The sequence below is a fragment of the Microbacterium sp. genome (assembly GCF_003248605.1).
In the GTDB taxonomy this organism is placed as follows: domain Bacteria; phylum Actinomycetota; class Actinomycetes; order Actinomycetales; family Microbacteriaceae; genus Microbacterium.
On the sequence record NZ_QFPF01000023.1, the window covers coordinates 1 to 23,409 of the forward strand.

The following is a 23,409-nucleotide window of genomic DNA, read 5'->3' on the forward strand; positions in this document are numbered from 1 at the left end:
TGTCGAACTGGTGGTGGTGCACGCCGATCCTCGGGGAGGCGGTCGGGGCGGTCGTCGTCACGGTGCTGGTGCCTTACGTCGGGGGTCGTCGGAGGGGAGGTGTCAGCCCTGGGCCTGGCACGAATCCCAGAGCGAGCTCGATTCGGTGACCCCGATGCAGGGGTCGAAGGTGAAGACCACGAGGGTGCCGAGCACGATGAGGAAGCCGGCGGAGAGGCCGATCGCCCACACGAGCACCGAGCGCACGCGCGGGGAGGTGACGTAGTCGTTCGTGATCGTGCGCATGCCGTTCGCGCCGTGGATGAGCGCGAGCCACAGCATCAGCACGTCCCACCACTGCCAGAACGGGTTGGCGAGCTTGCCCGCGACGAACCCGAAGTCGATGCCGTGGATGCCGTCGCCCAGCATCAGGTTGACGAACAGGTGGCCGAAGATCAGCACCACCAGCAGCACGCCCGAGGCGCGCATGTACAGCCAGCCCCACTTCTCGAGGTTGACGCCGCGGCGTCGCGGGGCGGTGTGCGGGGAGCGGGGTGCGGCGAGGTCGGCGGTGGTCATCAGTGCCCTCCTCCGGCGAAGACGTTGATCAGGTGGCGCGGGGTGAAGGCGATCATCGTGACTGCCCAGATGCCGAGGACGCCCCAGAACATCTGCCGCTGGTACTTCGCGCCCTTCGACCAGAAGTCGATGAGGATGATGCGCAGGCCGTTGAAGGCGTGGTAAGCGATCGCTCCGACGAGGGCGACCTCGCCGATGCCCATGATCGGGTTCTTGTAGGTGCCGATCACGGCGTCATACGCCTCGGGTGAGACGCGGATGAGGGCCGTGTCGAGCACGTGCACAAGAAGGAAGAAGAAGATGGCGACACCGGTGATGCGGTGCAGCACCCATGACCACATTCCCTCGCGGCCCCGATACAGGGTTCCTGCGGGACGTTTCGAGGTGGTCTCCGATATGGACGGTGCCGGGCGTGTTCCTGCGGACACGGTCGTCCTCCTGTCGCTGCGACGTCGCTGTGCGCGGGCGCGGACGTGAAGCGCGGGCGCCCGCCCATCTTATGGCGGCGCGGATCGGCCCGGCGAGTGAGGCGGGCCTAACTCTCTCGACATCGAGAGAGTTTCGTGTCACACGGGCCCGCTAGCCTGTGCTCATGGCGGACCCCATCGCAGACTTCTACTCGGTCATCCCCGCGGGCGGCATCGGCAGCAGGCTGTGGCCGCTCTCCCGAGCCGACGCCCCGAAGTTCCTGCACGATCTGACCGGATCCGGCCAGACGCTGCTGCGCGACACGTGGGACCGGCTCGCGCCCCTGTCGGGAGAGGGACGCATCGCCGTCGTCACGGGCCGGGCCCATCGCGCCGCCGTCGAGCGCGAGCTGCCCGGCATCCCCGACCCCAACGTGTTCCTCGAATCCGAGCCGCGCGATTCGGCCGCCGCGATCGGTCTCGCGGCGGCGATCCTCGTGCGCCGCGAGCCCGACGTCATCATCGGATCCTTCGCCGCCGACCACGTCATCCGCGGCACGCGTACGTTCGAGTTCGCGGTGCGACAGGCGGTGGCGGTCGCGCGCGACGGCTACATCTGCACGATCGGCATCCAGCCCTCCGAGCCCTCTGTCGGCTTCGGGTACATCAAGAAGGGCGCCGAGCTCGAGGTGGATGCCGCTCCCGAGGCCGCGACGGTGGAGCGCTTCGTGGAGAAGCCCGACCTCGACACGGCGCGCGCCTACTTCGCCGATCGCTCGTTCCTCTGGAACGCGGGCATGTTCATCTGCCGCGCCGATGTGCTGCTCGAAGAGCTCGCCCGCAACGAGCCCGAGCTGCACGCCGGCCTCATCGAGCTCGCCGAGGCCTGGGACGATCGCGACCGACGCGGTCCCGTCGTCGACCGGGTCTGGCCGACGCTGAAGAAGATCGCGATCGACTACGCCGTGGCGGAGCCCGCCGCCGAGCCCTCGAGCGGCATCGTGGTCACGCAGACCGCCCGCATCATCAGCCTCATCGGCGTGCAGGACATCGTCGTGGTGGACACGCCGGACGCCCTGCTCGTCACGACGAGCGAGCACGCGCAGCGGGTGAAGGGCGTCGTCGACGCCCTCAAGCTCACCGGTCGGGGCGACGTGCTCTGACCTGCCGGCGCCGGCGAAACTGCGTCCTGCGTGACGCGGGATCGCGTCTTTTATAACCATTGGGTTTCGCGGCCCGCATCGCGTCGGGCGGCGGCCGTCACACGGGGTAACGTTTCGTCGGCGGATCCCGTATCGGTCGGGATCCCGCGAGTCTTTGGAGGACACAGTGAGGATCACGAAGAAGGCCGCGTTCAGCGGTCTCGCGCTGGTTTCCGCGGCCGCCGTTCTTGCCGGTTGCGGCGCGGCACCGGAGGAGACCGACGGCGGCGACGGAGGGGAAGCGCTCGACTTCCTGCCCTGCATGGTCTCGGACGCGGGCGGGTTCGATGACAAGTCCTTCAACCAGCTTGGTTTCGAGGGAATGGTCGCGGCTGCCGAGGAGCTCCGCACCGACTACATCGAGGTCGAGTCGCAGGCCGAGACCGACTACAACGCCAACCTGCAGAGCCTGGTCGACCAGGGCTGCGACGCGATCGTGACGGTGGGCTTCCTGCTCGCGCCGGCCGCGCTCGAATCCGCCACGGCCAACCCGGAGGTCGAGTACATCTCGATCGACGACACCGTCGACCAGGACTTCGACGGCACGACCGACGCCGAGAACATCAAGCCGATCATCTTCGACACCGCCCAGGCCGCGTTCCTCGCGGGCTACCTGTCGGCCGGCGTCTCGCAGACCGGTGTCGTGGGCACCTTCGGCGGCCTGAACATCCCGACCGTGACGATCTTCATGGACGGCTTCGCGCAGGGCGTCGAGTACTACAACGAGGAGATGGGCGCGGACGTCCAGGTCGTCGGCTGGGACCGGGCGGCTGAGGACGGCTCGTTCACGGGCGGCTTCGAGGCCAACGACGCCGCGCGCCAGCTCGCGCAGGGCCTGATCGACCAGAACGTCGACGTGCTGCTGCCCGTCGGCGGCCCGATCTACCAGTCGGCCGCGGCCGCCATCCGCGACTCGGGTCGCGAGATCGCGTTGCTGGGTGTCGACGCCGACGTGTTCGAGACCGACCCCTCGGTGGGCGACCTGCTGCTCACGTCGATCCGCAAGGGCATCGACGTCGGCACGCACGAGGCCCTCGTCGAGGCCGGCAACGGCGAGTTCGACGCGACGCCGTTCATCGGCACCCTCGAGAACGAGGGCGTGGGCCTGGCCCCGTTCCACGACTGGGAGGACCGCGTCCCGGCCGAGCTGGCAGCGACCATCGAGGAACTGCAGGCAGCGATCATCGCCGGTGAGATCACCGTCGAGTCCTACCTCGCGGGCTGATCACCGCACCGAGCAGGGGAGGTCGGCGCATGCCGGCCTCCCCTCTTCCTTTCGTCGGGATCCCTCGCGGTATCCCCTCCACCCGCAACTAGGATCGGGAGCATGAAGCTCGAACTTCGAGGCATAACGAAGACGTTCGGGGCTCTGGTGGCCAATGACCACATCGACCTCACCGTGGAGGCCGGAGAGATCCACTGCCTCCTCGGTGAGAACGGGGCCGGCAAGTCGACGCTGATGAACGTGCTGTACGGGCTGTATCAGGCCGATTCCGGCGAGATCCTGCTCGACGACGTCGTCCAGCACTTCGCGGGTCCCGGCGACGCGATGCGCGCCGGCATCGGCATGGTGCACCAGCACTTCATGCTGATTCCCGTCTTCACGGTGGCCGAGAACGTGATGCTGGGCCACGAGCAGACCCGCTTCGGCGGCAGGCTCGACCTGCCGGCCGCGCGCGCCAAAGTGCGCGAGATCTCCGATCGTTTCGGGTTCGACGTCGATCCGGACGCGCTCGTGGACGACCTGCCCGTCGGTGTGCAGCAGCGCGTCGAGATCATCAAGGCGCTCTCCCGCGACGCGCGCGTGCTCGTGTTCGACGAGCCGACCGCGGTGCTCACCCCGCAGGAGACCGACGAGCTGATGGCGATCATGCGCCAGCTCAAGGACGCGGGCACGTCGATCGTCTTCATCACGCACAAGCTGCGCGAGGTGCGCGAGGTCGCCGACCGCATCACGGTGGTTCGCCTGGGCAAGGTCGTCGGCGAGGCCGCCCCGACAGCATCCAACGCCGAACTGGCCTCGCTGATGGTGGGCCGCGCCGTCGAGCTGACCGTGCACAAGGACCCGCCGACCCTGGGCGAGAAGGCACTGGTCGTCGATGACCTCACGGTGATCGACCACACCGGTCAGCTCGTCGTCAACCACGTCAGCTTCGAGGTGCGCGCGGGCGAGATCCTCGCCGTCGCCGGTGTGCAGGGCAACGGGCAGACCGAGCTGAGCGAGGCCCTCGTCGGCCTGCAGCCCCGTGTGCAGGGCTCCGTGACCCTCGACGGGGCGGAGCTCGTCGGATCGAGCGTGCGCCGCGTGCTCGACGCCGGCGTCGGATTCGTCCCCGAGGATCGCAAGGAGGACGGGCTCGTCGGCGAGTTCACGATCGCCGAGAACCTCATGCTCGACCGTGCCGACGGCGCCCCGTTCGTGCGGGCGGGCACGGTGCAGCGGGTCAAGCTCAGTGACTTCGCGCGCGAGAAGGTCGCCGAGTTCGATGTGCGCACCCCGTCGATCGAGACGAAGGTGGGCCGGCTCTCGGGCGGTAACCAGCAGAAGGTGGTCCTGGCGCGCGAGCTCAGCCGGGACCTGCGACTCCTCGTCGCCGCCCAGCCCACCCGCGGCGTCGACGTCGGATCGATCGAGTTCATCCACAAGCGCATCGTGCAGACGCGGGATGCCGGGGTGCCGGTCATCGTCGTCTCGACCGAGCTCGACGAGGTCACGGCCCTCGCCGACCGGATCATGGTGATGTATCGCGGGCGCGTCGTCGGCATCGTGCCGGGCGACACGCCCCGCGACGTGCTCGGTCTGATGATGGCGGGCGAGGCCCCGAACCTCGAAGGAGCCGCGGCATGAGCGCGACGACGACCACCGCGTCCCCGACCGGCGCGGATCAGGAGCCCAGTCGCTGGCATCGCGCGTTCCGCGAGATCGCCACCGGAAACGCCATCATCTCGGTGCTGGCCGTCGTGATGGCGCTGCTCGTGGGCGCCATCATGATCGCTTTCACCGATGAGGACGTCCAGGCGTCCGCAGGCTACTTCTTCGCCCGACCAGGAGATACGCTCGTCGCCATCTGGGAGGCCGTCGCGGGCGCCTACTCCGCGTTCTTCCAGGGCGCGATCTACAACTTCCGCCGGCCCGACTTCGCCACCGGCATCCGACCCCTCACCGAGACGCTGACCTTCGCGACGCCCCTCATCGCGGCGGGGCTCGGCGTCGCGCTCGCCAGATGCTCATGGCCGCGGCGGCTGCGGGTTATGTGGGCTTCGCGATCGAGCTGCCCTTCGGCATCCACATGATCGTGGCGCTGCTGGCAGGTCTCGCCGCCGGCGCGGTATGGGCGGGCATCGCGGGACTGCTGAAGGCGCGCACCGGGGCGCACGAGGTCATCGTGACGATCATGCTCAACTACGTCGCGCTGTACCTGATCACGTGGATGCTGCGCACCCCGGGTCTGCTGCAGGCGCCGGGCACCAACAACCCGACTACGCCGGCGATGCGCGACACCGCCGTCTTCCCCGAGCTGCTCGGACCGCAGTACAACCTGCACTTCGGCTTCGTGCTCTCGATCGCCGCGGTCGTGCTCGTGTGGTGGATCCTCGATCGCTCGGCGCTGGGCTTCCAGTTCCGCGCGGTCGGCGAGAACCCCAACGCCGCTCGGGTCGCCGGCATCAACGTCAAGTCGATGTACGTCTATGCGATGCTCATCTCGGGCGCGCTCATCGGTCTCGCGGGTGTCAGCCAGGTGCTGGGCACCGTCACCACCGGCTTCTCGAGCGGCATCGACGCGGGTATCGGTTTCGACGCGATCACCGTCGCTCTGCTGGGCCGATCCACCCCGTGGGGCACCCTCGCCGCCGGTCTGCTGTTCGGCGCGTTCAAGGCGGGCGGCTTCGCGATGCAGGCCGCCGAGGGCGTGCCGATCGACATCGTGCTCGTCGTGCAGTCGCTGATCGTGCTCTTCATCGCCGCGCCCCCGCTCGTGCGGGCGATCTTCCGGCTTCCCGCACCGGGGTCCGCGCCCAAGAGGCAGCGGCCCATCGTCACCAAGGAGGTGGCAGCGAAGTGACCGCGCTCGCCGAACACCGCGACGGCGCCGCGGCGCCGATCGCACTCGAGAAGACCGTCGTCGTCAGCTGGAAGGCCCCGATCGCCTACGCGGTGGTCACCGTGCTGGCGGCCCTGCTGTTCTTCATCGCGCGCACCGACGGCGAGGCGGTCTTCCGCATCTCCGCCGCGGGTGATGCCGTGCAGCTGCCCGAGATCGTGCTGAGTGCCGGGGTCACGACGATCGTCTGCATCGTCCTCATGGTGATCATCGCCCTGGTGTCGGCGGTGCTCGTGCAGCGTCGACGTCGCGCGCCGATCTGGCTCGCCGTGCTCTTCGCCGTCGTCTTCATGATCGGGTTCCTCACCTGGGCCGCCGCGGGGGCATCCATCCACGTCATCCCCCTGGCCGGGCTTCTGGCGGGCGCGCTGAGCCTGTCGGTGCCGCTCATCTTCGGTGCGCTGTGCGGCGTGATCAGCGAACGTGTCGGCGTCGTGAACATCGCGATCGAGGGTCAGCTGCTGGCGGGCGCGTTCACGTCGGCCGTCGTCGCGACCGCAACCGGCCAGCCTCTGCTGGGCCTTCTGGCTGCGGCGGTCGCGGGCGTTCTGGTTTCGTTCGTCCTCGCGGCCTTCTCGATCGTGTACCTCGTCGATCAGGTCATCGTCGGCGTCGTGCTGAACGTTCTGGTCGTCGGCGTGACGAGCTTCCTGTTCTCGCAGCTGCTCGCCCCGAATGCGGCGACACTCAACTCGCCGCCCCGGTTCGACCGCATCAACATCCCGTTCCTCGCCGACATCCCGCTCATCGGGCCGATGTTCTTCCGCCAGACGATCATCGTGTACCTCATGTACATCGCGGTGGTGCTGGTGTATATCGGGCTGTTCCACACCAAGTGGGGTCTGCGTCTGCGGTCCGTGGGCGAGCACCCGCAGGCCGCCGACACGGTGGGCATCAACGTGGCCCGCACGCGCTTCTGGAACGTCTCGCTCGGCGGCGCCATCGCGGGCATGGGCGGTGCGTTCTTCACACTCGGCTCGGTGGGGGCGTTCAACAAGGAGATGACCGCGGGGGCCGGCTTCATCGCGCTCGCCGCCGTCATCTTCGGCCAATGGGATCCGATCAAAGCGACCCTCGCGGCGCTGCTGTTCGGCTTCGCATCCAACCTGCAGAACACCCTCGGCGTCATCGGCTCTCCGGTGCCGAGCGAGTTCATGCTCATGCTGCCCTACGTCGTGACGATCTTCGCGGTCGCCGGCTTCGTGGGCAAGGTGCGCGGCCCCGCCGCGGCCGGCAAACCGTACATCAAGGGGTGATCGTGACCGACATCGACTGGGACGAGCTGCGCGCCGTCGCCACCGACGCCATGACGCGGGCGTACGCGCCGTACTCGCGGTATCGCGTGGGCGCTGCCGCGCTCGTGAGCGACGGCCGGATCGTGGCGGGCTGCAACGTCGAGAACGCCTCCTACGGCGTGGGGCTGTGCGCCGAGTGCGCGCTCGTCGGCGACCTGCACATGTCCGGGGGCGGTCAGCTGGTCGCGTTCGTCTGCGTGAACAACGACGGGCACACGATCATGCCGTGCGGTCGCTGCCGACATCTCCTGTTCGAGCATTCCCTGCCGGGCATGCTGCTCGAGACGGTCTCCGGCATCCGCACGATCGACGAGGTGCTGCCCGACGCCTTCGGCCCGCGCGACCTCGAAGAGGCCGCACGATGACGAACGCCGAGGCGGCAGCATCCTCTGTCGAGCCCTTCGACGCGGTCGATGTCATCCGCGCGCAGCGCGACGGGCGGGGCGTCGACCCGGACGCGCTGCGATGGATGGTCGATGCCTACACGCGCGGCTACGTCTCGGACGCGCAGATGTCGGCGTTCGCGATGGCGGTGCTGCTGAACGGGATGGGGCGCGAGCAGATCCGGGTGCTGACCGACGCGATGATCGCATCCGGTGAGCGGATGAGCTTCGCCGACCTCGGCAAGCGCACGGTCGACAAGCACTCGACGGGCGGAGTGGGCGACAAGATCACGCTGCCGCTGGCTCCGCTGGTCGCCTCCTTCGGCGTCGCGGTGCCGCAGCTGTCGGGGCGGGGGCTCGGGCACACGGGCGGCACGCTCGACAAGCTCGAGTCCATTCCCGGTTGGCGAGCCTCGCTCACCAACGCCCAGATGACCGCCCAGCTGAAGGGCGTCGGAGCCGTGGTGTGTGCCGCGGGTACGGGGCTCGCGCCCGCCGACAAGAAGCTCTACGCGCTGCGCGATGTCACGGGCACGGTCGAGGCGATCCCCCTGATCGCCTCGAGCATCATGTCGAAGAAGATCGCCGAGGGCACCGACGCGCTGGTGCTCGACGTCAAGTTCGGCTCCGGGGCGTTCATGCGCGAGCTCGATCAGGCGCGGGAGCTCGCCCGCACGATGGTCGCGCTCGGCGAGGACTCGGGGGTCGCCACGACCGCGCTCATCACCGGCATGCACACACCGCTGGGGCTTGCGATCGGCAATGCCAACGAGGTGCGCGAGTCGGTCGAGGTCCTCGCAGGCGGCGGCCCGGCCGACGTCGTGGAGCTGACGCTGGCGCTGGCCCGCGAGATGCTGGCGCTGGCGGGTCTGCCCGACGCCGACGTCGAAGCGGCGCTCGCCGACGGGCGGGCGATGGACACCTGGCGCGCCATGATCCGTGCGCAGGGCGGAGATCCCGATGCTCCGCTGCCCGAGGCGCCCGAGACCCTCACGGTCACCGCGCCCGCCGACGGGCTGATCACGCAGATGGAGGCGCTGCCCTTCGGCATCGCCGCCTGGCGACTGGGCGCCGGCCGCGCCCGGGCCGAAGATCCCGTCATCCACTCGGCGGGCATCGACCTGCACGTCAAGCCTGGCGACGCGGTGCGCGCCGGTCAACCGGTGTTCACCCTGCTGGCCGAGGATGAGGCCCGCTTCGCCCGCGCGCTCGACGCGCTGGAGGGCGCGTGGCAGATCGGCGACGACGTGCAGGCCGAAGCCGCCGGCCCCCGCGTCGTCGAGCGCATCACGGCCTGAACCCCCGGCATCCCGCTTCGCCCCACCGCCCCACCCGCACCACCCTCCCGAAAGGCGCACCCATGAGCATGCAACCCGGCGACGATTTCACCCTGCAGGGCGTGTCGGTGCGCTCGCTGCCCAAGGTGAGCCTGCACGACCATCTCGACGGGGCGCTGCGTCCTGGGACGATCCTCGAGTTGGCGGATGCCGCGGGCGTCGAGGTGCCGGCCTCCGATGCCGGCGCTCTCGGCGCGTGGTTCGCCGACCGCAGCGACTCGGGTTCGCTCGTGGAGTATCTGAAGACGTTCGACGTCACGACCTCCGTCATGCAGACCGCCGAGGGTCTGACGCGTGTCGCGCGCGAGTTCGTCGAGGACCTCGCCGCCGACGGCGTGATCTACGGCGAGGTGCGCTGGGCGCCCGAGCAGCACCTGGCGGGCGGACTCAGCCTCGACGACGCGGTCGAGGCCGTGCAGGCCGGGATCGAGGAGGGTGAGGACTCCGCCGACGCGGATGGCCGCAGCATCCGTGTGGGTCAGTTGATCACGGCCATGCGTCACACCGATCGCTCGCTCGAGATCGCGGAGCTCGCCGTGCGGCATCGTGAGCAGGGGGCCGTCGGCTTCGACATCGCGGGGCCGGAGGACGGCTTCGCGCCCTCCCTCCACCGCAAGGCCTTCGACTACCTGGCTTCGGAGTTCTTCCCCGTGACCGTGCACGCGGGCGAGGCCGCGGGGCTGGACTCGATCCGGTCGGCGCTGATCGACGGTCGCGCGCTGCGGCTCGGGTATGGCGTGCGCCTCGCGTCGGATCTCGACGTCGTCTCGCGCTCGGGCGACGAGGTGCTGGTGAAGTTCGGGTCGCTGGCGCGCTGGGTGCGCGACCGCGAGATTCCGCTCGAGCTCTCGCCCTCGTCGAACCTGCAGACGGGAGCGATCGAGGCGTGGGGCGAGGACCTCTCGGATCACCCGTTCGACCTTCTGTACCAGCTCGGATTCTCGGTCACGGTCAACGTCGACAACCGCCTCATGAGCAACACGTCGCTGACGAAGGAGCTCGCGCTCCTCGCCCGCGCGTTCGAGTACGACCTCGAGGACCTGCAGACCTTCCAGCTCAACGCCGCCGCGGGCGCGTTCCTCACGATCGAGGAGCGCGAGGAGCTCATCGAGCTGATCGCCGAGGGCTTCGACGTCTGAGGCCCGTCGTTCGGCCCGCGCCGCCCGGTCCGGACCGCCCGGGCGCCCGGCCCGCCCCGGCCGGTCCGGCCCGCGCCGCGAACCCACATTTTTGCAGCGAGCCACCATCCGACGTATGTGGGTTCGCTGCAAAAGTGTGGGTTCGGGGCCCAGGCGCCCCCGGGCCGCGCGTCAGCTGTGGTGGCGCCCGCGGGGGAGCACGAGCGGGGTGCCCGAGACCGGGTCGGGGATCACCTCGCACTCGAGCGCGAACACCTCGCGCACGATCGGGGGCGTGATGACGTCGGCGGGCCTGCCGGCGGCGTGGATGCTGCCACCACGCACCGCGACGAGCTGATCGGCGTAGCGCGCGGCCATGTTCAGATCGTGCAGCACCATCACAATCGTGGTGCCGCGCGCTCTATTGAGGTCGGTGAGCAGATCGAGCACCTCGATCTGGTGCGTCACGTCGAGGAACGTGGTCGGTTCGTCGAGCAGCAGGATGTCGGTCTCCTGGGCGAGCGCCATGGCGATCCACACGCGCTGACGCTGGCCTCCGGAGAGCTCGTCGACCGCGCGGTCGGCGAGGTCGGCGATGCCGGTGGCATCGAGCGCATCCGCGACGGCTGTGTAGTCTGCCGCGCTCCACCGCGCGAGGAACCGCTGGTGCGGGTGCCGGCCGCGGCCGACGAGGTCGGCGACGACGATGCCCTCCGGCGCCGTCGGGCTCTGCGGCAGCAGTCCGAGCCGGCGGGCGACATCGCGCGAGGGCAGCCGGTGGATCTCGTCGCCGTCGAGCAGCACGGCGCCGGCCTTGGGCTTGAGCAGCCGCGCCAGCGCCCGCAGAACGGTCGACTTGCCGCAGCCGTTGGCGCCCACGATGGCGGTGATCTCACCGGCGGGCACCGTGAGGTCGAGTTCGCGCACGACCTCACGGTCTCCGTAGGCGAGGGTGATGCCCCGTGCCGCCAGGCGATGATGATCGGTCACAGGGAGCCTCCCGCGCGATTGGTCCGGACGAGCAGATAGACGAGGTAGGGGGCGCCGAGCACGCCCGTGATGACGCCGACGGGGTACCGCGTGCCGAAGGCGAACTGCCCGACGAGGTCGGCGACGAGCACGAGCAGCGCGCCGACCAGTCCCGCCGGCAGCAGGAGCGATCCACCGGGTCCGACCAGGCGCGCCGCGATCGGTCCCGCCATGAAGGCCACGAAGGCGATCGGCCCGCTCGCGGCGGTCGCGAAGGCGAGTAGCGTCACGGCGGCGAGGATCATCACGACGCGCGTGAGGTCGGTGCGCACGCCCAGCGCCTGGGCGGAGTCGTCGCCGAGGCTCAGCGCCGCGAAGGCCCGCGATCGGCTGATCAGCAGCGGGCCGAGGACGAGCACGACGAGCAGCACGGGCAGCACGCGCTCCCAGGTGGCGCCGCTCAGGCTTCCCGTGAGCCATTGCATGGCCGTCTGCAGGTCCCACGCGGCGGCGCGCGAGAGCAGATAGGTGATGAGGCTGTCGAGCATCGCGCCCACGCCGATGCCGATGAGGATCAAGCGCGTGCCCGCGAACCCCGCCTTGTACGAGAGCAGGTAGATCGCCCCGGCGGTGACGAGCGCCGCGACGAGGGCGAAGATCGACACCGACTGCTCGCCGAGACCGAGGGTCACCCCCGCGAAGACCGCCGCCGCACTCGCGCCGGCGCTGATGCCGATGACATCGGGGGAGGCGAGCGGGTTGCGCAGCAGGGTCTGGAACGTCACGCCCGCCAGTCCGAACGCGAAGCCCGTGAGCAGGCCGAGGGTCGCGCGGGGCAGACGCAGCGTGCCGACCGTGAACGAGGCGCCGGGGACCTGCTGGCCGAGGATCACGTCGACCACCTCGGCGGGCCCGTAGAAGGTCTGCCCGACCATGAGGGTCACGGCGTATGCCGCGACGACGGTGATCGCGAGCATCGCGATCACGCGACCGCGATGCCGGGCGCGGGCGCGCCGGCCCGTGACGATGGTCTGCAGGGTCATAGCTCGCGCACCCTCTGTCGGCGGACGATCCAGATGAAGACGGGGGCGCCGATGAAGGCCGTCACGATGCCGACGTCGATCTCCTCGGGGCGGGTGATGATGCGGCCCACGATGTCGGCGAGCGTGAGCAGCGCCGCTCCTGTCACGGCGGAGAAAGGCAGGAGCCAGCGATGGTCACTGCCCACCAGCATCCGGCACAGGTGCGGCACGACGAGACCGACGAAGCCGATGGGGCCCGCGATCGCGGTGGCGGCGCCCGCGAGGATGACGGCGCCCACGGCGGCGATCAGCCGGGTGGTGCCCACACGCACGCCGAGGCCCGCGGCCATGTCGTCGCCCAGCGCGAGCGAGTTCATGCCGCGGGCGCTCGCGACGCAGATCAGGGCGCCGAGGGCGAGGAAGGGCGCAACGATGAGGATGCGGTCCCAGCTCGCGCCGCCGACCCCGCCGATCTGCCAGAAGCGGAAGGTTTCGAGGATGTCGACGCGGGGGAGCAGGATCGCGCTGACGAGCGAGGTGAATGCAGCCGACGACGCTGCTCCCGCGAGGGCGAGCTTCAGTGGTGTGGCCCCGCCCCGCCCCATCGAGCCCACGGCGTAGACGAAGGCTGCAGCCCCCGCCGCGCCCAGGGTCGCGACGCCGATGTAGGCGTACGGGCTGCTCAAGCCGAAGAACGCGATGCCGATGACGACCGCGAGGGCGGCGCCCGAACTGACGCCGAGGATGCCCGGATCGGCGAGGGGATTTCGCGTGACGGCCTGCATCGCGGCTCCCGAGAGGGCGAGCGCGGCACCGACGAGCATCGCCAGCACGGTGCGCGGCATGCGCAGTGTGACGGCGGCCTGACCGATGCCGTCGGCGTCGCCGGCGAGTGCCGCGAGGATCTCGGCGATCGAGACATCGCGCACGCCGAAGGCGATGGATGCCGCGAACAGCACCGCGAGCACCCCGATGCCCGTCGCCAGCCACGCGAGGCGGACGGCCGTCGGACGCCGCAGCGCGGCGGAATCCGACGACCGTCCGAGAGCTGTCGCTGTGCTCAACCGTCCTGAGGCAGCGCGGCTGCCAGCAGCGCGAAGTACTCCTCGACGCCCCACGAGATGGACAGGGGCGACGGGTTGGCCGACGCGGCGAGCGGGGTGGAGTTCTCGAGAACCGCGATGTTGCCGCCGGCGATCGCGGGGATCTGCGAGAGGAGCGGATCGGCCTGAAGCGCCGCGACGAAGGCGCCGTCGGCGTCGCCGTACGTGACGAAGACGTCGACGTCGGCGAACCGGTCGGCCTCTTCGGCGCTCACCTGGACGTAGAACTCCTCGGTGCCCGCCGACTCCTCCGCGACGATCTCGGGCGCGGGCAGGCCCACGGACTCGAGGAAGCCGGGCCGGGTGTCATGGCTGGTGTAGAAGCCGACCTGGCTCATGTCGGTCGGGTCGATGTACGAGAAGAGCACCTTCTTGCCCTCGAGCGCCGAGTTGGCGGCGAGCGCGTCGGTGATCTCAGCATCGAGGTCGGCGACCAGCTGCTCGCCCTCGTCGGCGAGACCGAGCGCCGCGGAGTTGAGCAGGATCATGTCCTCGAGCGAGGTTCCCCACGCGATCTCGGGGTAGGCCACGACGGGGGCGATCTGCGACAGCGTGTCGTAGTCCTCCTGTGTCAGGCCCGAGTAGGCCGCGAGGATGACGTCGGGCTGGGTATCGGCGACCGCCTCGAAGTCGATGCCGTCGGTCTCATCGAACAGCACGGGCGTCTCGGCGCCGAGCTCGTCGAGCTTGTCTTCGACCCAGGGCAGGACACCGTTGTCGTCGTCGTCGCCCCACGTCGCCTTGCTCATGCCGACGGGCACGATCCCCAGAGCGAGGGGAACCTCGTGGTTGGACCAGGCGACGGTCGCGACGCGTTCGGGCTGCTCCTCGATGACGGTCTCGCCGTAGACATGCTCGATCGTCACGGGGAAGCCGGACCCGGAGGTGGCGGGGCTCTCCTCGGAGGTCTCGGTGCCGGCGGGGGTCGAGCAGGCGGACAGGGCGAGGGCTGCGGTCGCGGCGACGGCGAGCGGCAGCGCGCGGCGGCGGAGTGCGGACATGGTTGATCCTTCGGGATGCAGGGGGTGGGCGCCTGATTGCTTAGGCAAGGCTAACCATACCTCACCCGTCGTGTCGTGTTGCGGCGCGTTACGTCATCTCGGGTCGTCCGGCGCGCCAGTAGCCCATGAAAGCGACGGAGTGGCGATCGACGCCCTTCTCCGACACGAGGAACCGGCGCAGCTCCTTGATGGGCGAAGCCTCGCCCGCGAGCCAGGCGAAGAAGGGGGCGTGCCCGAGCGGATTGCCCGCCAGATCGTGGGGCACCTCCCAGAGCATGACCTGGTCGATGTCGACGTCCTCGATCTCCTGTGCGCCGCCGCCGGGTGCGGCGCTCAAGAGGCTGGCGGCGGCCTCGCGGACGGTGGGCACGAGCCGTGAGCCGACGGGATCCGCGCCGCGGGCCACGACGATGAGCCGCACGCCCTCGGGCGGCGCGCTGATCGCTGCCGCGTCTTCCGGGTGCGGCACCTCGACGATCGCCGTGCCCCGCACCTCGGGACCCAGACGCTCGAAGATGCCCGAGACGGCGGGCAGCGCGGTCTCGTCGGCCGCGATCAGGATGCGGCGCGCCTCGGCGGGCGGGCGCCAGTCGACGCCGCCGTGGAAATCTCCCTCGAAGCCCGTGTGGGGCACGCACACGATGAGCTCGTCGCCGGGGCGTGCATCGAGCGCCCAGGCGGATGCGGGCCCGATACGCCCGTGCAGCGCGATGTCGACGTCGAACTCCGCCGCCTCGGGTCGAACTTCGCGGACCGTGTAGGTGCGCATGACAGGGCGCACGGAGTTGTCGAGCTGCCGCCACGCCAGGTACCAGTCATCGCCCGGAGGCATCGCATCCAGTCCCACCCCGGGCACGGGGAAGAGGATCTTGAAGCGCTGATCGAGCCGGTTGTCGGCGACGGTCGAGATCTCGGGGCCCGTCAGGGTGAACCGTCGGAACGTCGGGCTCAGCGTCTCGATGCGCGCGACGGTGGCGCGCATGGGCACGTGCGCGATGTGCGGGGAGCGGGTCTGAGTGAACACTTAGGCGAGGCTAACCGAACCTGGCAGCATCCGCCACTCCGGCACCCTCGCAACGCCCGGCCTCGCGGGCGCCCGAATCAGCCGAGTTCGCTCTGCCGGGCCTCGACGAGCGCGCGCACCCGCGGATAGAGCGGATGCTGGGGGTCAAGGCCCGTGACCGCGGCCGTGAACGCGTCGGCGTCCTGCTCCCGCAGCATGCGCTGCAGGTCGACCGACTGCGCGTCCTCGGGGTCATCGAAACGGAGCGCGGCTCCCATCGCGTCCACGAGGGCGTCGACCGGAAGCCGCCGCTCGATCGCCTCGGCCGCGGGGCCGACGAAGCGCTCGTGACGAGACAGCTTGCGCAGCGGCTGCCTGCCCACCCGCCACACGGTGTCGGGCAGTGCGGGATTGCGGAAGCGGTCGAGGATCGTGCGGCGATAGGCGCCGAGATCGTCGGGGTCCAGCTCGTGCTTGGCCACGAGCAGCGCCGAGGTCTCTTCCAAAGCGGCGGCGACCCGGGCCGCGATCCCCTCATCGGCGAGCGCGTCGGAGATGCGCTCGACACCCGCCTGCGCGCCGAAGTAGGCCGTCGTGGCGTGTCCCGTGTTGACGGTGAACAGCTTGCGCTCGATGTACGGCGTCAGATCGTCGACGAAGTGCGCGCCGGGGATCGCGGGCGGGTTCTCGCCGAAGGGGGCTCGCTCGATCGCCCATTCGAAGAAGGGCTCGACGGTGACGTCGACGCCGGGATTGTCCTGCGGTGCCGGCACGATCCGGTCGACCGCGGTGTTGGCGAACACGGCGCGTGCGGAGATCGCATCCCACGCATCGCCCGCGCGGTCGCGGATGTGCTCGCGCAGCACGTCGGTGGCGCCGATGGCGTTCTCGCACGCCATCACCTGCAGCGGGGGAGAGGACGGGTCGCGCAGGGCCAGGCCCGCCACGATGAGCGGAGCGATGAAGGGCAGGACGGTGGGTCCGACGGCCGTCGTGACGACGTTCGCCCCGGCGATCTCGTCGATCACCGCCTGCGGGTCCTCGGCGCTGTTGAGCGCGCGGAAGCCGGTCACGACCCTGTCGGTGCCGCCCTCGCCCACCTCGTGGACCGTGTAGGAGTCTTCGGCGTTGATCGCGTCCACGAGACCGGCTGCGACATCCGAGAAGACGAGGTCGTAGCCGCCCTCGTGCAGCAGCAGCCCGACGAATCCGCGCCCGATGTTGCCCGCGCCGAAGTGGACCGCCTTCACGACTGGTTCACCGACGAGAGCTGGGCGAAGAGCTGCTCGGGGCTGTCTGCGCCCTTCAGTCGCTGGACCTCGTCCTCGTCCGAGAAGAGGATCGCGATCTGGGAGAGGATGTCGAGGTGCTCGTCGCCCTTGCCGGCGATGCCGATCACGAACGACACGGCCTCGCCGCCCCAGTCGACGCCGCCGTCGTAGCGCACGACCGAGAGGGCCGAGTCGAGGATCGCGTCCTTGGTCTCGTTTGTGCCGTGCGGGATCGCGAGCTCGTTGCCCATGTAGGTCGAGACGGTCTCCTCGCGCTGCTGCATCGCGTCGAAGTAGCGGGAGGTCACGGCGCCGGCGGCCTCGAGGATGTCGGCGGCCTCACGCATCGCCTCCTCACGGGTCGCCGAACCGGAGTGGATGCGGACCTGTCCGAGGGAGAGGACGTCGCGTGCCATGTCACATGCCTTTCTGTTGCGGATACCGGGAGCAGAGGCGGTGGGGCCGGGGGCATCGCGCCGCCCGACCCCACCGCGCTCAGTTCCTACGCACCATCCTGGTGCTGATCACGCACGAGTGCCACGACCTCGTCGTACTTCGGCGAGTTCATGAAGTTGTCGACGGACACGTGCACGGCGCCCGGCGTCTTCTGACGCGCTCGGTCGGTGAGCTGGTTCTGCGTGATGACCAGGTCGGCCGAGGCATCCAGGTTCGCGATCGCCTTGTTGGTGACCGTGACATCCTCGATGCCCGCCTTCTTGATCTTGTTGCGCAGCACGCTCGCCCCCATGGCCGACGAGCCCATCCCGGCGTCGCAGGCGAAGACGATTGTCTTGACCTGCTTCGTGGTGAGCAGGCCGCCGTCGGCGCGGCCACCGGTCTCGCGTTCGGTCTCGAGCTTGTCGAGGGCGGCGTCGGCGTCGCGCTCGGCCGCGCGGTCGCCCGGGGACGAGGCACGCAGAGCATCCATCGCGGCCGAGGACTTGCCCTTGTTCGCCTCGGTCTGCGCGATCGCCGCGCCGAACGTGTCGGACTCGGCCAGCAGGTCGCGCTTGCGCGAGGCGCGGAGGATGACCGCGGTGATCAGGAACGTCACGGTCGCGGCGAGCAGCACCGACAAGTACACGACCAGCAGGTTCGTGATTCCGCCGGCGGCGGGGCTGGAGGCCGCGGCGGTGACCGCGATGATGCTGCCGGGGGCCGCCGGGAAGGCGAGTCCCCCGCCCAGCACCATGTTGGTCGTGACGCCGGTCGCGCCACCCGCGATGAGGGCGAGGATCGTCATCGGCTTCGAGAGCGCGTACGGGAAGTAGATCTCGTGGATGCCGCCGAGGAACTGGATGACCGCGGCGCCGGGGGCCGAGGCCTTCGCCGCCCCCACACCGAAGAACGTGAACGCCATCAGCAGGCCCAGGCCGGGGCCGGGGTTGGCCTCGATCAGGAACAGGATCGACTTGCCCGTCTCGGTCGCCTGCTCGATGCCGAGCGGGGTGAAGACGCCGTGGTTGATCGCGTTGTTGAGGAACAGCACCTTGGCCGGCTCGACGATGATCGAGACGAACGGCAGCAGACTCAGGCTCACGAGCCATGCCACAGCGGCACCCAGGATGTCGCTGAACCACAGGATCGCCGGGCCGAAGATGAAGAATCCGAGGATCGCCAGCAGCATTCCGAGGATGCCCGCCGAGAAGTTGTTCACCAGCATCTCGAATCCGGGCTTGATCTTGCCGTCCCAGATCCTGTCCATCCACTTCGTCACGTACGCGGCGAAGGGGCCCATGATCATCGCGCCGAGGAACATCGGGATGTTCGTGCCCACGATGACGCCCATGACGGCGATCGTTGCGACAACGCCACCGCGCTCGCCGTAGACCATGCGGCCCGCGGTGTTCGCGATGAGCAGCGGGAGCAGGTACGTGATCATCGGGCCGACGAGACCCACGAACTGCGGGAACGTGTTGCCGTCGGCATCCTGCGCGAGCGCCGTCATCGCACCGGGCCAGTTGATGACGTCGGCGTTGCCGAAGCCACCCAGCAACGGCGCGACCGGCGTCCACCAGCCCAGCCACCCCACCGCGATGAACAGCATGGTGATGAATCCCCACGCGATGAATGCGGCGATGTTGGGCATGATCATGCCCGAGAGGAACGTGCCGAAGCGCTGGACTCCGACACGCGCCTTGTTGACCCCGCTCCGTGCGGGGGGTGACGTCGTTGTCATGACTGTCTCTCTCTTTAGTGGGCGGCGGCCGTGGCGGACGCCTGTGCGGATGCGGCGTGCTGTGCCGCGGTTCGTGCGTCGGCCGCGTCGCTCGCGGCCAGGGCGGCCTCAGCGATGCGGCGGGCATCGTCGAGGGAGTGGGTGAGCAGGGTGGCGCGGACATCCGCCAGCGCCGTCGGGGCCATCGACAGGCTCGTCGCGCCGAGGCCGACGAGCACGACCGCGAGCAGCGGGTCGGCGGCCGCTTCGCCGCAGATGCCGACCGGCTTGCCGAGGGTGGCCCCGGCGCCGCCGACCTCGCGGATCAGACGCAGCACGGCGGGGTGCCACGGGTCCTGGAACGACGCGACCGAGCCCAGCAGGCGGTCCGCCGCCAGGGTGTACTGCGTGAGGTCGTTCGTGCCGATCGAGGCGAAGTCGGCGTGGCCGAGGATGCGGTCGGCGAGCAGGGCGCTCGAGGGCACCTCGACCATGACGCCGGCCGTCTTCAGGCCGAACTCGCGCGCGAGGGTCGTGAAGTACTCCGTCTCCTCGACGGTCGACACCATCGGCGCCATGACCCACAGATCGGCGGAGGTGGCGGCATCCGCCTCTGCGAGAGCGGTGAGCTGCTCGCGGAGGATGTCCTCGCTCGCGCGGAGGGCGCGCAGCCCGCGCAGCCCGAGCGCCGGGTTCTCCTCGTGGGCGTCGTTGAGGAAGGGCAGGGGCTTGTCGGCGCCGGCATCGAGCACGCGCACCACGACCTTCTTGCCCGGGAAGGCCTGCAGCATCTGGGTGTACGACGCCTTCTGCTGCGCGACCGTGGGGGCGTTGCCCTGGCTGAGGAAGAGGAACTCGGTGCGGAACAGCCCTACGCCCTCGGCGCCCAGCTCGACCGCTTCGGCGGCGCCCGCGGGCGATCCGAGGTTCGCCAGCAGGGGCACCGGGGTGCCGTCCGCCAGCGCGCCGGGGGTGATCGGCGCCGAGGCCGCCTCGGCACGTGCCCGGGCGCGGGTCTGCGCGCGGCTGAGCTCGTCGGCGGTGGGGGAGGTGATGACCGTGTGCGCGGCAGCATCCACGATCACCGTCTCGCCGTCGGCGAGGTCCTTCGCTCCGGCGGTGCCGACGATGGCGACGATCGACTTCTCGCGCGCGAGGATCGCGGTGTGCGAGGTGGGGCCGCCCTCGGTCGTGATGAGCGCGAGCACCTTGTCGAGATCCAACAGCGCGGTGTCGGCGGGGGCCAGGTCTTTGGCGACGAGCACGAAGGGATGCCCGGGGTCGGGCACGCCGGGAGCCGCAACGCCCCGCAGCCGCGCGATCACGCGCTGGGCGACGTCGTCGAGGTCGGCCGCGCGCTCGCCGAGATAGCCGCCGACGGCCTCCAGCTGCGTGCGGAAGGAGTGGAAGGCGTCGTACACGGCGAACTCGGCGGTCTTGCCGGCCGCGATGCGGGTGTCGAGCTCCTCTTCGAGGGTCGGGTCCTCGGCCATCATGGCCTGCGCCTCGAGGACCTCCTGGGCGGCGCCGCCGGCGGTCTCGCCGCGCGCCTCGAGCTCGCGTGCGACGGCCGAGACGGCGGCCCGCACGCGGGCGGTCTCCTCATCGGGGGTCAGTTCGCTGGGGGTGTCGGGCGGGGCGGGCAGCGGCTCGGCCATCCGGGCGACGGGGCCCTGGGCCACGCCCAGCCCGATGCCCACTCCGCGAAGCTCGGCCATCATCAGGCGGCGTCGTGGTCGGTGGTGAGCAGCTCGGCGAGGGTGTCGAGTGCCTTCTCGCCCGCGGCCGCGTCGTCGGTGTCGGCGGTGAGGGTGACGTAGTCGCCGTGCTCGACGCCGAGCGAGATGACGCCGAGGATGCTCGCGGCGTTGATCGGCTTGCCCGAGTCCTTCGCGATCGTCACGGGAAAGCCCGCGTCCTTCGCGGCCTGCGCGAACATCTTCGCGGGACGCGCGTGCAGTCCGTGGGACGAACCGATGCGGACGGTGCGGGTGATTTCAGCCATGATTTTTCCTCTCGATCAGGCGGAACGTTCGGTGGATGGTTCGGGGGCGGCGCGCTCGAGCTCGGGCATGAGCTGCGCGAGGGTGCGGGTGCCGTCGAGGTCGGCGAAGACGTCGTCCGGAAGGACGACGACGCGCACGCCGCGGGGCTGCGCCTGCTGGCGGATCATCGGCAGATCCTGTGCGAGGTGCGGGCCGATCAGCAGGATGTCGGCCTGGTCGAGATCGACCGGAAGGGATGCCGTCGTCCCGGCGTGCGCGCTCAACTCGATTCCGCTGTGTGCCGCGGCGTGGCGCAGACGCATCGCGACGAACGTGCTGGACGCACCCGCGCCGCACACGACAAGGATCCTCATCGATCCGACCTCCTTCCGTGCCATTCTTGTGAGGTCGCTGGGAGGCGACAAGGCACTCTGCCTTCCGCGGGGGCGGAAAGAGCGCGCCTTCGGCGGCCCGCGACCCGGCGGGTGCGCCGCGCGACGTGATTGACTAGCGGGGGCGTCCCGCGGACGGGATGCCCGAGGAAGGGACTGCTCCGCGTGACGAGGGCGCGACAGGATCGGGTCATCGCGCTGCTGGCCCGCGACGGCGACTGGGTGACCGCCGCGATGCTGGCGGATGCCGTCGGGGTGACGCCGCGCAGCATCCGTTCGTACGTCACGGCGATCAACGCGCGCCTGACCGGGGTCGACGCCGTGGAATCGGGACCGCTCGGCTATCGCCTCGACCCCGCGCATGCCTCGGGTCTGCGCGACGCGGCCCTCGATGCGGGCACGCCCCGCGACCGGCTGCACGCCCTCGTCCGCAGGCTGCTCGACGCCGACGACGGGCTCGATGTCCACGAGACGGCCGCAGCGCTCTACGTCAGCGACGCGACGCTCGAGGGCGATGTCGCGCGCGTGCGCAGCCTCATCGCCGGCACCGAGCTCGCGCTCGAGCGCTCTTCGTCGCGGCTGCGCCTGCGGGGTCCGGAGGAGGCGCAGCGACGTCTGCTCAGCCGTCTCGTGCACGACGAGATGGATGCCGGGGCCCTCGACATGCCGCAGTTGCGGCGCTCGCTCGGGGCCGAGTACGTCGACCCCGACGCGCTCGGGGCCTTCAAGACCGACCTCGTCGCCGAGCTGGCACCGCTCGGGTACTACGTCAACGAGTACGCCATCACCGATGTCCTGCTGCACGTCGCGATCGCCGTGGACCGCACCCGCAGGCATCGTGTCATCGAAGACGACGACGCGCGCCGGATCCCGGACTCGGGCGTGGCCGAGGTCGTCGGACGGCTCGCGCTGCGGCACATGGATGTCGAGCTCGGCCCCGCCGACACGCGCCACCTCGCGACGCTGCTGCTCACGCGCGTCGTCGCCCCCGTCGACGAGGCGGGCGCCGATCCGCGGGTGCGCCTGGATCCCGACCTCGAACAGGCGGTGCGGGAGGCGGTGCGCCGCGCGGCCCGGGAGTTCGCCGTCGACCTCGATCACGAGGACTTCGTGCTGCGTCTTGCGCTGCACGTGCAGAACCTGCGGCATCGCGCGAGGGTGGGCGCGTGGTCGCGCAACCCGCTGACACGCTCGATCAAGTCGACCTACCCGATGATCTTCGAGGTCGCGGTCTTCCTCGCGGTGCAGCTGCACGACCTGCTCGGGCTCGATCTGCAGGACGACGAGCTCGCCTACATCGCGATGCACGTGGGCGGAAGGCTCGAGCGCAGCCGCCGCGCCGACACGATCGTCACCGCGACGATCGTGTGCCCCGGGTACTACGAGCTGCACGAGCTGCTGCGCTCCAGCGTCGACCGCTCGCTCGGCCAGGCGATCGAGGTCGTGACCGTCGAGACGCGCGCCGATCCCGACTGGGCGACGATCTCGACGGACCTCGTGCTGACGACGATCGCCCCGCCGAGGGCATCCGATCGCATCGTGCTCGTGCAGCCCTTCCTCACCGAGTCGGATGCGGCGAGGGTCGGTGCGGCCGCCGCCCGGGTGCGCCGCGGGCGGCGACTCGCGCGGCTGCGCGCCGAGCTCGAGCAGTACTTCGACGCGTCGGCGTTCGTGCGGGGCCTCGACCCCGGAGACGACGAGGAGACGGTGATCCGTCGGCTCGGTGCGCTGCTGCGGGCGTCGGGTGTGATCGATGAGGACTACATCGACCGCGCCGTCGAGCGCGAACGACTCTCGTCGACCGCGTTCACGGACGCCCTGGCCGTGCCGCACGCGCTGACGATGACCGCCTCGCGCACCGCGATCGCGATCGCCGTGTCCGAGCAGTCGGTGCCCTGGGGTGAGAACCGGGTGCAGGTCGTCGCGCTGGTCGCCTTCAGCGAGGATGACCGGGAGGCTTTCCAGACGGTGTTCGAGCAGCTGGTGGAGGTCTTCTCCGAGCGCGACAGCGTGCAGCGCATCGTGCGCCGCGGTGCGGACTTCGCCGGATTCCTCGACGAGCTGGTGGCGGTCATCGACGGCTGACCCCGCGCCGACCGCCT

At 70.2% G+C, this 23,409-nt stretch carries 21 protein-coding genes and 1 pseudogene; 9 read left to right on the top strand and 13 right to left on the bottom strand.

What is annotated here, in order from left to right; translation table 11 throughout:
* Positions 1 to 102 precede the first annotated feature (102 nt).
* Positions 103 to 558 carry a succinate dehydrogenase hydrophobic membrane anchor subunit gene (locus tag DI573_RS05255; protein WP_292811403.1) on the bottom strand — a complete coding sequence of 152 codons (456 nt, stop codon included), beginning with the start codon at positions 556 to 558 and terminating at the stop codon, positions 103 to 105.
* Complete coding sequence (gene sdhC / locus DI573_RS05260; RefSeq protein WP_292811406.1) at positions 558 to 986, bottom strand: succinate dehydrogenase, cytochrome b556 subunit; 429 nt, start codon at positions 984 to 986, stop codon at positions 558 to 560. Before sdhC ends, DI573_RS05255 begins: the two co-directional genes overlap by 1 nt.
* 164 nt (positions 987 to 1,150) lie before the next feature.
* Between sdhC and DI573_RS05265 the strand changes: the two genes are divergently transcribed.
* The 8 genes and pseudogenes from DI573_RS05265 to DI573_RS05300 all read left to right on the top strand — a co-directional run bounded on the left by DI573_RS05265 (position 1,151) and on the right by DI573_RS05300 (position 10,424).
* Complete coding sequence (locus DI573_RS05265) at positions 1,151 to 2,128, top strand: sugar phosphate nucleotidyltransferase (protein WP_292811408.1); 978 nt, start codon at positions 1,151 to 1,153, stop codon at positions 2,126 to 2,128.
* 166 nt (positions 2,129 to 2,294) lie between these two features.
* Positions 2,295 to 3,392: a BMP family ABC transporter substrate-binding protein gene (locus tag DI573_RS05270; RefSeq protein WP_292811410.1), complete on the top strand. Its 1,098-nt coding sequence runs from the start codon at positions 2,295 to 2,297 to the stop codon at positions 3,390 to 3,392.
* A gap of 102 nt (positions 3,393 to 3,494) precedes the next feature.
* Positions 3,495 to 5,015, top strand: a complete 1,521-nt coding sequence (locus tag DI573_RS05275) for an ABC transporter ATP-binding protein (RefSeq protein WP_292811412.1) — start codon at positions 3,495 to 3,497, stop codon at positions 5,013 to 5,015.
* Positions 5,012 to 6,231 (top strand): annotated as a pseudogene (locus DI573_RS05280) (ABC transporter permease). Before DI573_RS05275 ends, DI573_RS05280 begins: the two are co-directional and overlap by 4 nt.
* Positions 6,228 to 7,526 carry an ABC transporter permease gene (locus tag DI573_RS05285; protein WP_292811414.1) on the top strand — a complete coding sequence of 433 codons (1,299 nt, stop codon included), beginning with the start codon at positions 6,228 to 6,230 and terminating at the stop codon, positions 7,524 to 7,526. Before DI573_RS05280 ends, DI573_RS05285 begins: the two are co-directional and overlap by 4 nt.
* Before the next feature lie 2 nt (positions 7,527 to 7,528).
* Complete coding sequence (locus tag DI573_RS05290; RefSeq protein ID WP_292811416.1) at positions 7,529 to 7,930, top strand: cytidine deaminase; 402 nt, start codon at positions 7,529 to 7,531, stop codon at positions 7,928 to 7,930.
* The gene (locus tag DI573_RS05295; protein WP_292811418.1) at positions 7,927 to 9,246 is read left to right on the top strand and encodes a thymidine phosphorylase; all 1,320 of its coding nucleotides are present in this window, start codon (positions 7,927 to 7,929) and stop codon (positions 9,244 to 9,246) included. Before DI573_RS05290 ends, DI573_RS05295 begins: the two co-directional genes overlap by 4 nt.
* A gap of 62 nt (positions 9,247 to 9,308) precedes the next feature.
* Complete coding sequence (locus DI573_RS05300; RefSeq protein ID WP_292811421.1) at positions 9,309 to 10,424, top strand: adenosine deaminase; 1,116 nt, start codon at positions 9,309 to 9,311, stop codon at positions 10,422 to 10,424.
* A gap of 171 nt (positions 10,425 to 10,595) precedes the next feature.
* Here the strand turns inward: DI573_RS05300 and DI573_RS05305 are convergent, their stop codons facing one another.
* The 11 genes from DI573_RS05305 to DI573_RS05355 form a co-directional block, all read right to left on the bottom strand.
* Entirely contained in the window at positions 10,596 to 11,393 is a 798-nt protein-coding gene (locus DI573_RS05305; protein ID WP_292811423.1) for an ABC transporter ATP-binding protein, read from the bottom strand.
* Positions 11,390 to 12,415, bottom strand: a complete 1,026-nt coding sequence (locus DI573_RS05310) for an iron chelate uptake ABC transporter family permease subunit (protein WP_292811426.1) — start codon at positions 12,413 to 12,415, stop codon at positions 11,390 to 11,392. Before DI573_RS05310 ends, DI573_RS05305 begins: the two co-directional genes overlap by 4 nt.
* On the bottom strand, positions 12,412 to 13,458 hold the full coding sequence (locus tag DI573_RS05315) for an iron ABC transporter permease (protein WP_292811428.1): 1,047 nt from the start codon (positions 13,456 to 13,458) through the stop codon (positions 12,412 to 12,414). The genes DI573_RS05310 and DI573_RS05315 overlap by 4 nt, the downstream gene beginning before the upstream one ends.
* On the bottom strand, positions 13,455 to 14,498 hold the full coding sequence (locus DI573_RS05320; protein ID WP_292811430.1) for an iron-siderophore ABC transporter substrate-binding protein: 1,044 nt from the start codon (positions 14,496 to 14,498) through the stop codon (positions 13,455 to 13,457). Before DI573_RS05320 ends, DI573_RS05315 begins: the two co-directional genes overlap by 4 nt.
* Positions 14,499 to 14,586: 88 nt before the next feature.
* Positions 14,587 to 15,522 carry a siderophore-interacting protein gene (locus DI573_RS05325; RefSeq protein WP_292811433.1) on the bottom strand — a complete coding sequence of 312 codons (936 nt, stop codon included), beginning with the start codon at positions 15,520 to 15,522 and terminating at the stop codon, positions 14,587 to 14,589.
* A 77-nt stretch (positions 15,523 to 15,599) separates the two neighbouring features.
* Positions 15,600 to 16,751: a mannitol-1-phosphate 5-dehydrogenase gene (locus tag DI573_RS05330; protein ID WP_292811435.1), complete on the bottom strand. Its 1,152-nt coding sequence runs from the start codon at positions 16,749 to 16,751 to the stop codon at positions 15,600 to 15,602.
* On the bottom strand, positions 16,748 to 17,188 hold the full coding sequence (locus DI573_RS05335) for a PTS sugar transporter subunit IIA (protein WP_292811437.1): 441 nt from the start codon (positions 17,186 to 17,188) through the stop codon (positions 16,748 to 16,750). Before DI573_RS05335 ends, DI573_RS05330 begins: the two co-directional genes overlap by 4 nt.
* A gap of 86 nt (positions 17,189 to 17,274) precedes the next feature.
* Positions 17,275 to 18,951 carry a PTS mannitol transporter subunit IICB gene (locus DI573_RS05340; RefSeq protein ID WP_292811439.1) on the bottom strand — a complete coding sequence of 559 codons (1,677 nt, stop codon included), beginning with the start codon at positions 18,949 to 18,951 and terminating at the stop codon, positions 17,275 to 17,277.
* A 14-nt stretch (positions 18,952 to 18,965) separates the two neighbouring features.
* Positions 18,966 to 20,648, bottom strand: coding sequence for a phosphoenolpyruvate--protein phosphotransferase (ptsP, locus tag DI573_RS05345; protein WP_292811460.1), 1,683 nt, complete (start codon positions 20,646 to 20,648; stop codon positions 18,966 to 18,968).
* Positions 20,649 to 20,650: 2 nt separating this feature from the next.
* Positions 20,651 to 20,935 carry an HPr family phosphocarrier protein gene (locus DI573_RS05350; RefSeq protein ID WP_292811441.1) on the bottom strand — a complete coding sequence of 95 codons (285 nt, stop codon included), beginning with the start codon at positions 20,933 to 20,935 and terminating at the stop codon, positions 20,651 to 20,653.
* 15 nt (positions 20,936 to 20,950) lie between these two features.
* Positions 20,951 to 21,289: a PTS sugar transporter gene (locus tag DI573_RS05355; RefSeq protein WP_292811444.1), complete on the bottom strand. Its 339-nt coding sequence runs from the start codon at positions 21,287 to 21,289 to the stop codon at positions 20,951 to 20,953.
* A gap of 183 nt (positions 21,290 to 21,472) precedes the next feature.
* Here DI573_RS05355 and DI573_RS05360 point away from each other — a divergent pair, with 183 nt between their 5' ends.
* Complete coding sequence (locus DI573_RS05360; protein WP_292811446.1) at positions 21,473 to 23,392, top strand: PTS sugar transporter subunit IIA; 1,920 nt, start codon at positions 21,473 to 21,475, stop codon at positions 23,390 to 23,392.
* Positions 23,393 to 23,409: the final 17 nt, after the last annotated feature.

Bases quoted from the DNA above. Each gene is read 5' to 3' on its own strand.
- DI573_RS05255 (WP_292811403.1), bottom strand. From the start codon at position 558: ATGACCACCGCCGACCTCGCCGCACCCCGCTCCCCGCACACCGCCCCG.
- DI573_RS05265 (WP_292811408.1), top strand. From the start codon at position 1,151: ATGGCGGACCCCATCGCAGACTTCTACTCGGTCATCCCCGCGGGCGGC.
- DI573_RS05275 (WP_292811412.1), top strand. From the start codon at position 3,495: ATGAAGCTCGAACTTCGAGGCATAACGAAGACGTTCGGGGCTCTGGTG.
- DI573_RS05295 (WP_292811418.1), top strand. From the start codon at position 7,927: ATGACGAACGCCGAGGCGGCAGCATCCTCTGTCGAGCCCTTCGACGCG.
- DI573_RS05300 (WP_292811421.1), top strand. From the start codon at position 9,309: ATGAGCATGCAACCCGGCGACGATTTCACCCTGCAGGGCGTGTCGGTG.
- DI573_RS05310 (WP_292811426.1), bottom strand. From the start codon at position 12,415: ATGACCCTGCAGACCATCGTCACGGGCCGGCGCGCCCGCGCCCGGCAT.
- DI573_RS05320 (WP_292811430.1), bottom strand. From the start codon at position 14,498: ATGTCCGCACTCCGCCGCCGCGCGCTGCCGCTCGCCGTCGCCGCGACC.
- DI573_RS05335 (WP_292811437.1), bottom strand. From the start codon at position 17,188: ATGGCACGCGACGTCCTCTCCCTCGGACAGGTCCGCATCCACTCCGGT.
- DI573_RS05340 (WP_292811439.1), bottom strand. From the start codon at position 18,951: ATGACAACGACGTCACCCCCCGCACGGAGCGGGGTCAACAAGGCGCGT.
- ptsP (WP_292811460.1), bottom strand. From the start codon at position 20,648: ATGGCCGAGCTTCGCGGAGTGGGCATCGGGCTGGGCGTGGCCCAGGGC.
- DI573_RS05350 (WP_292811441.1), bottom strand. From the start codon at position 20,935: ATGGCTGAAATCACCCGCACCGTCCGCATCGGTTCGTCCCACGGACTG.
- DI573_RS05355 (WP_292811444.1), bottom strand. From the start codon at position 21,289: ATGAGGATCCTTGTCGTGTGCGGCGCGGGTGCGTCCAGCACGTTCGTC.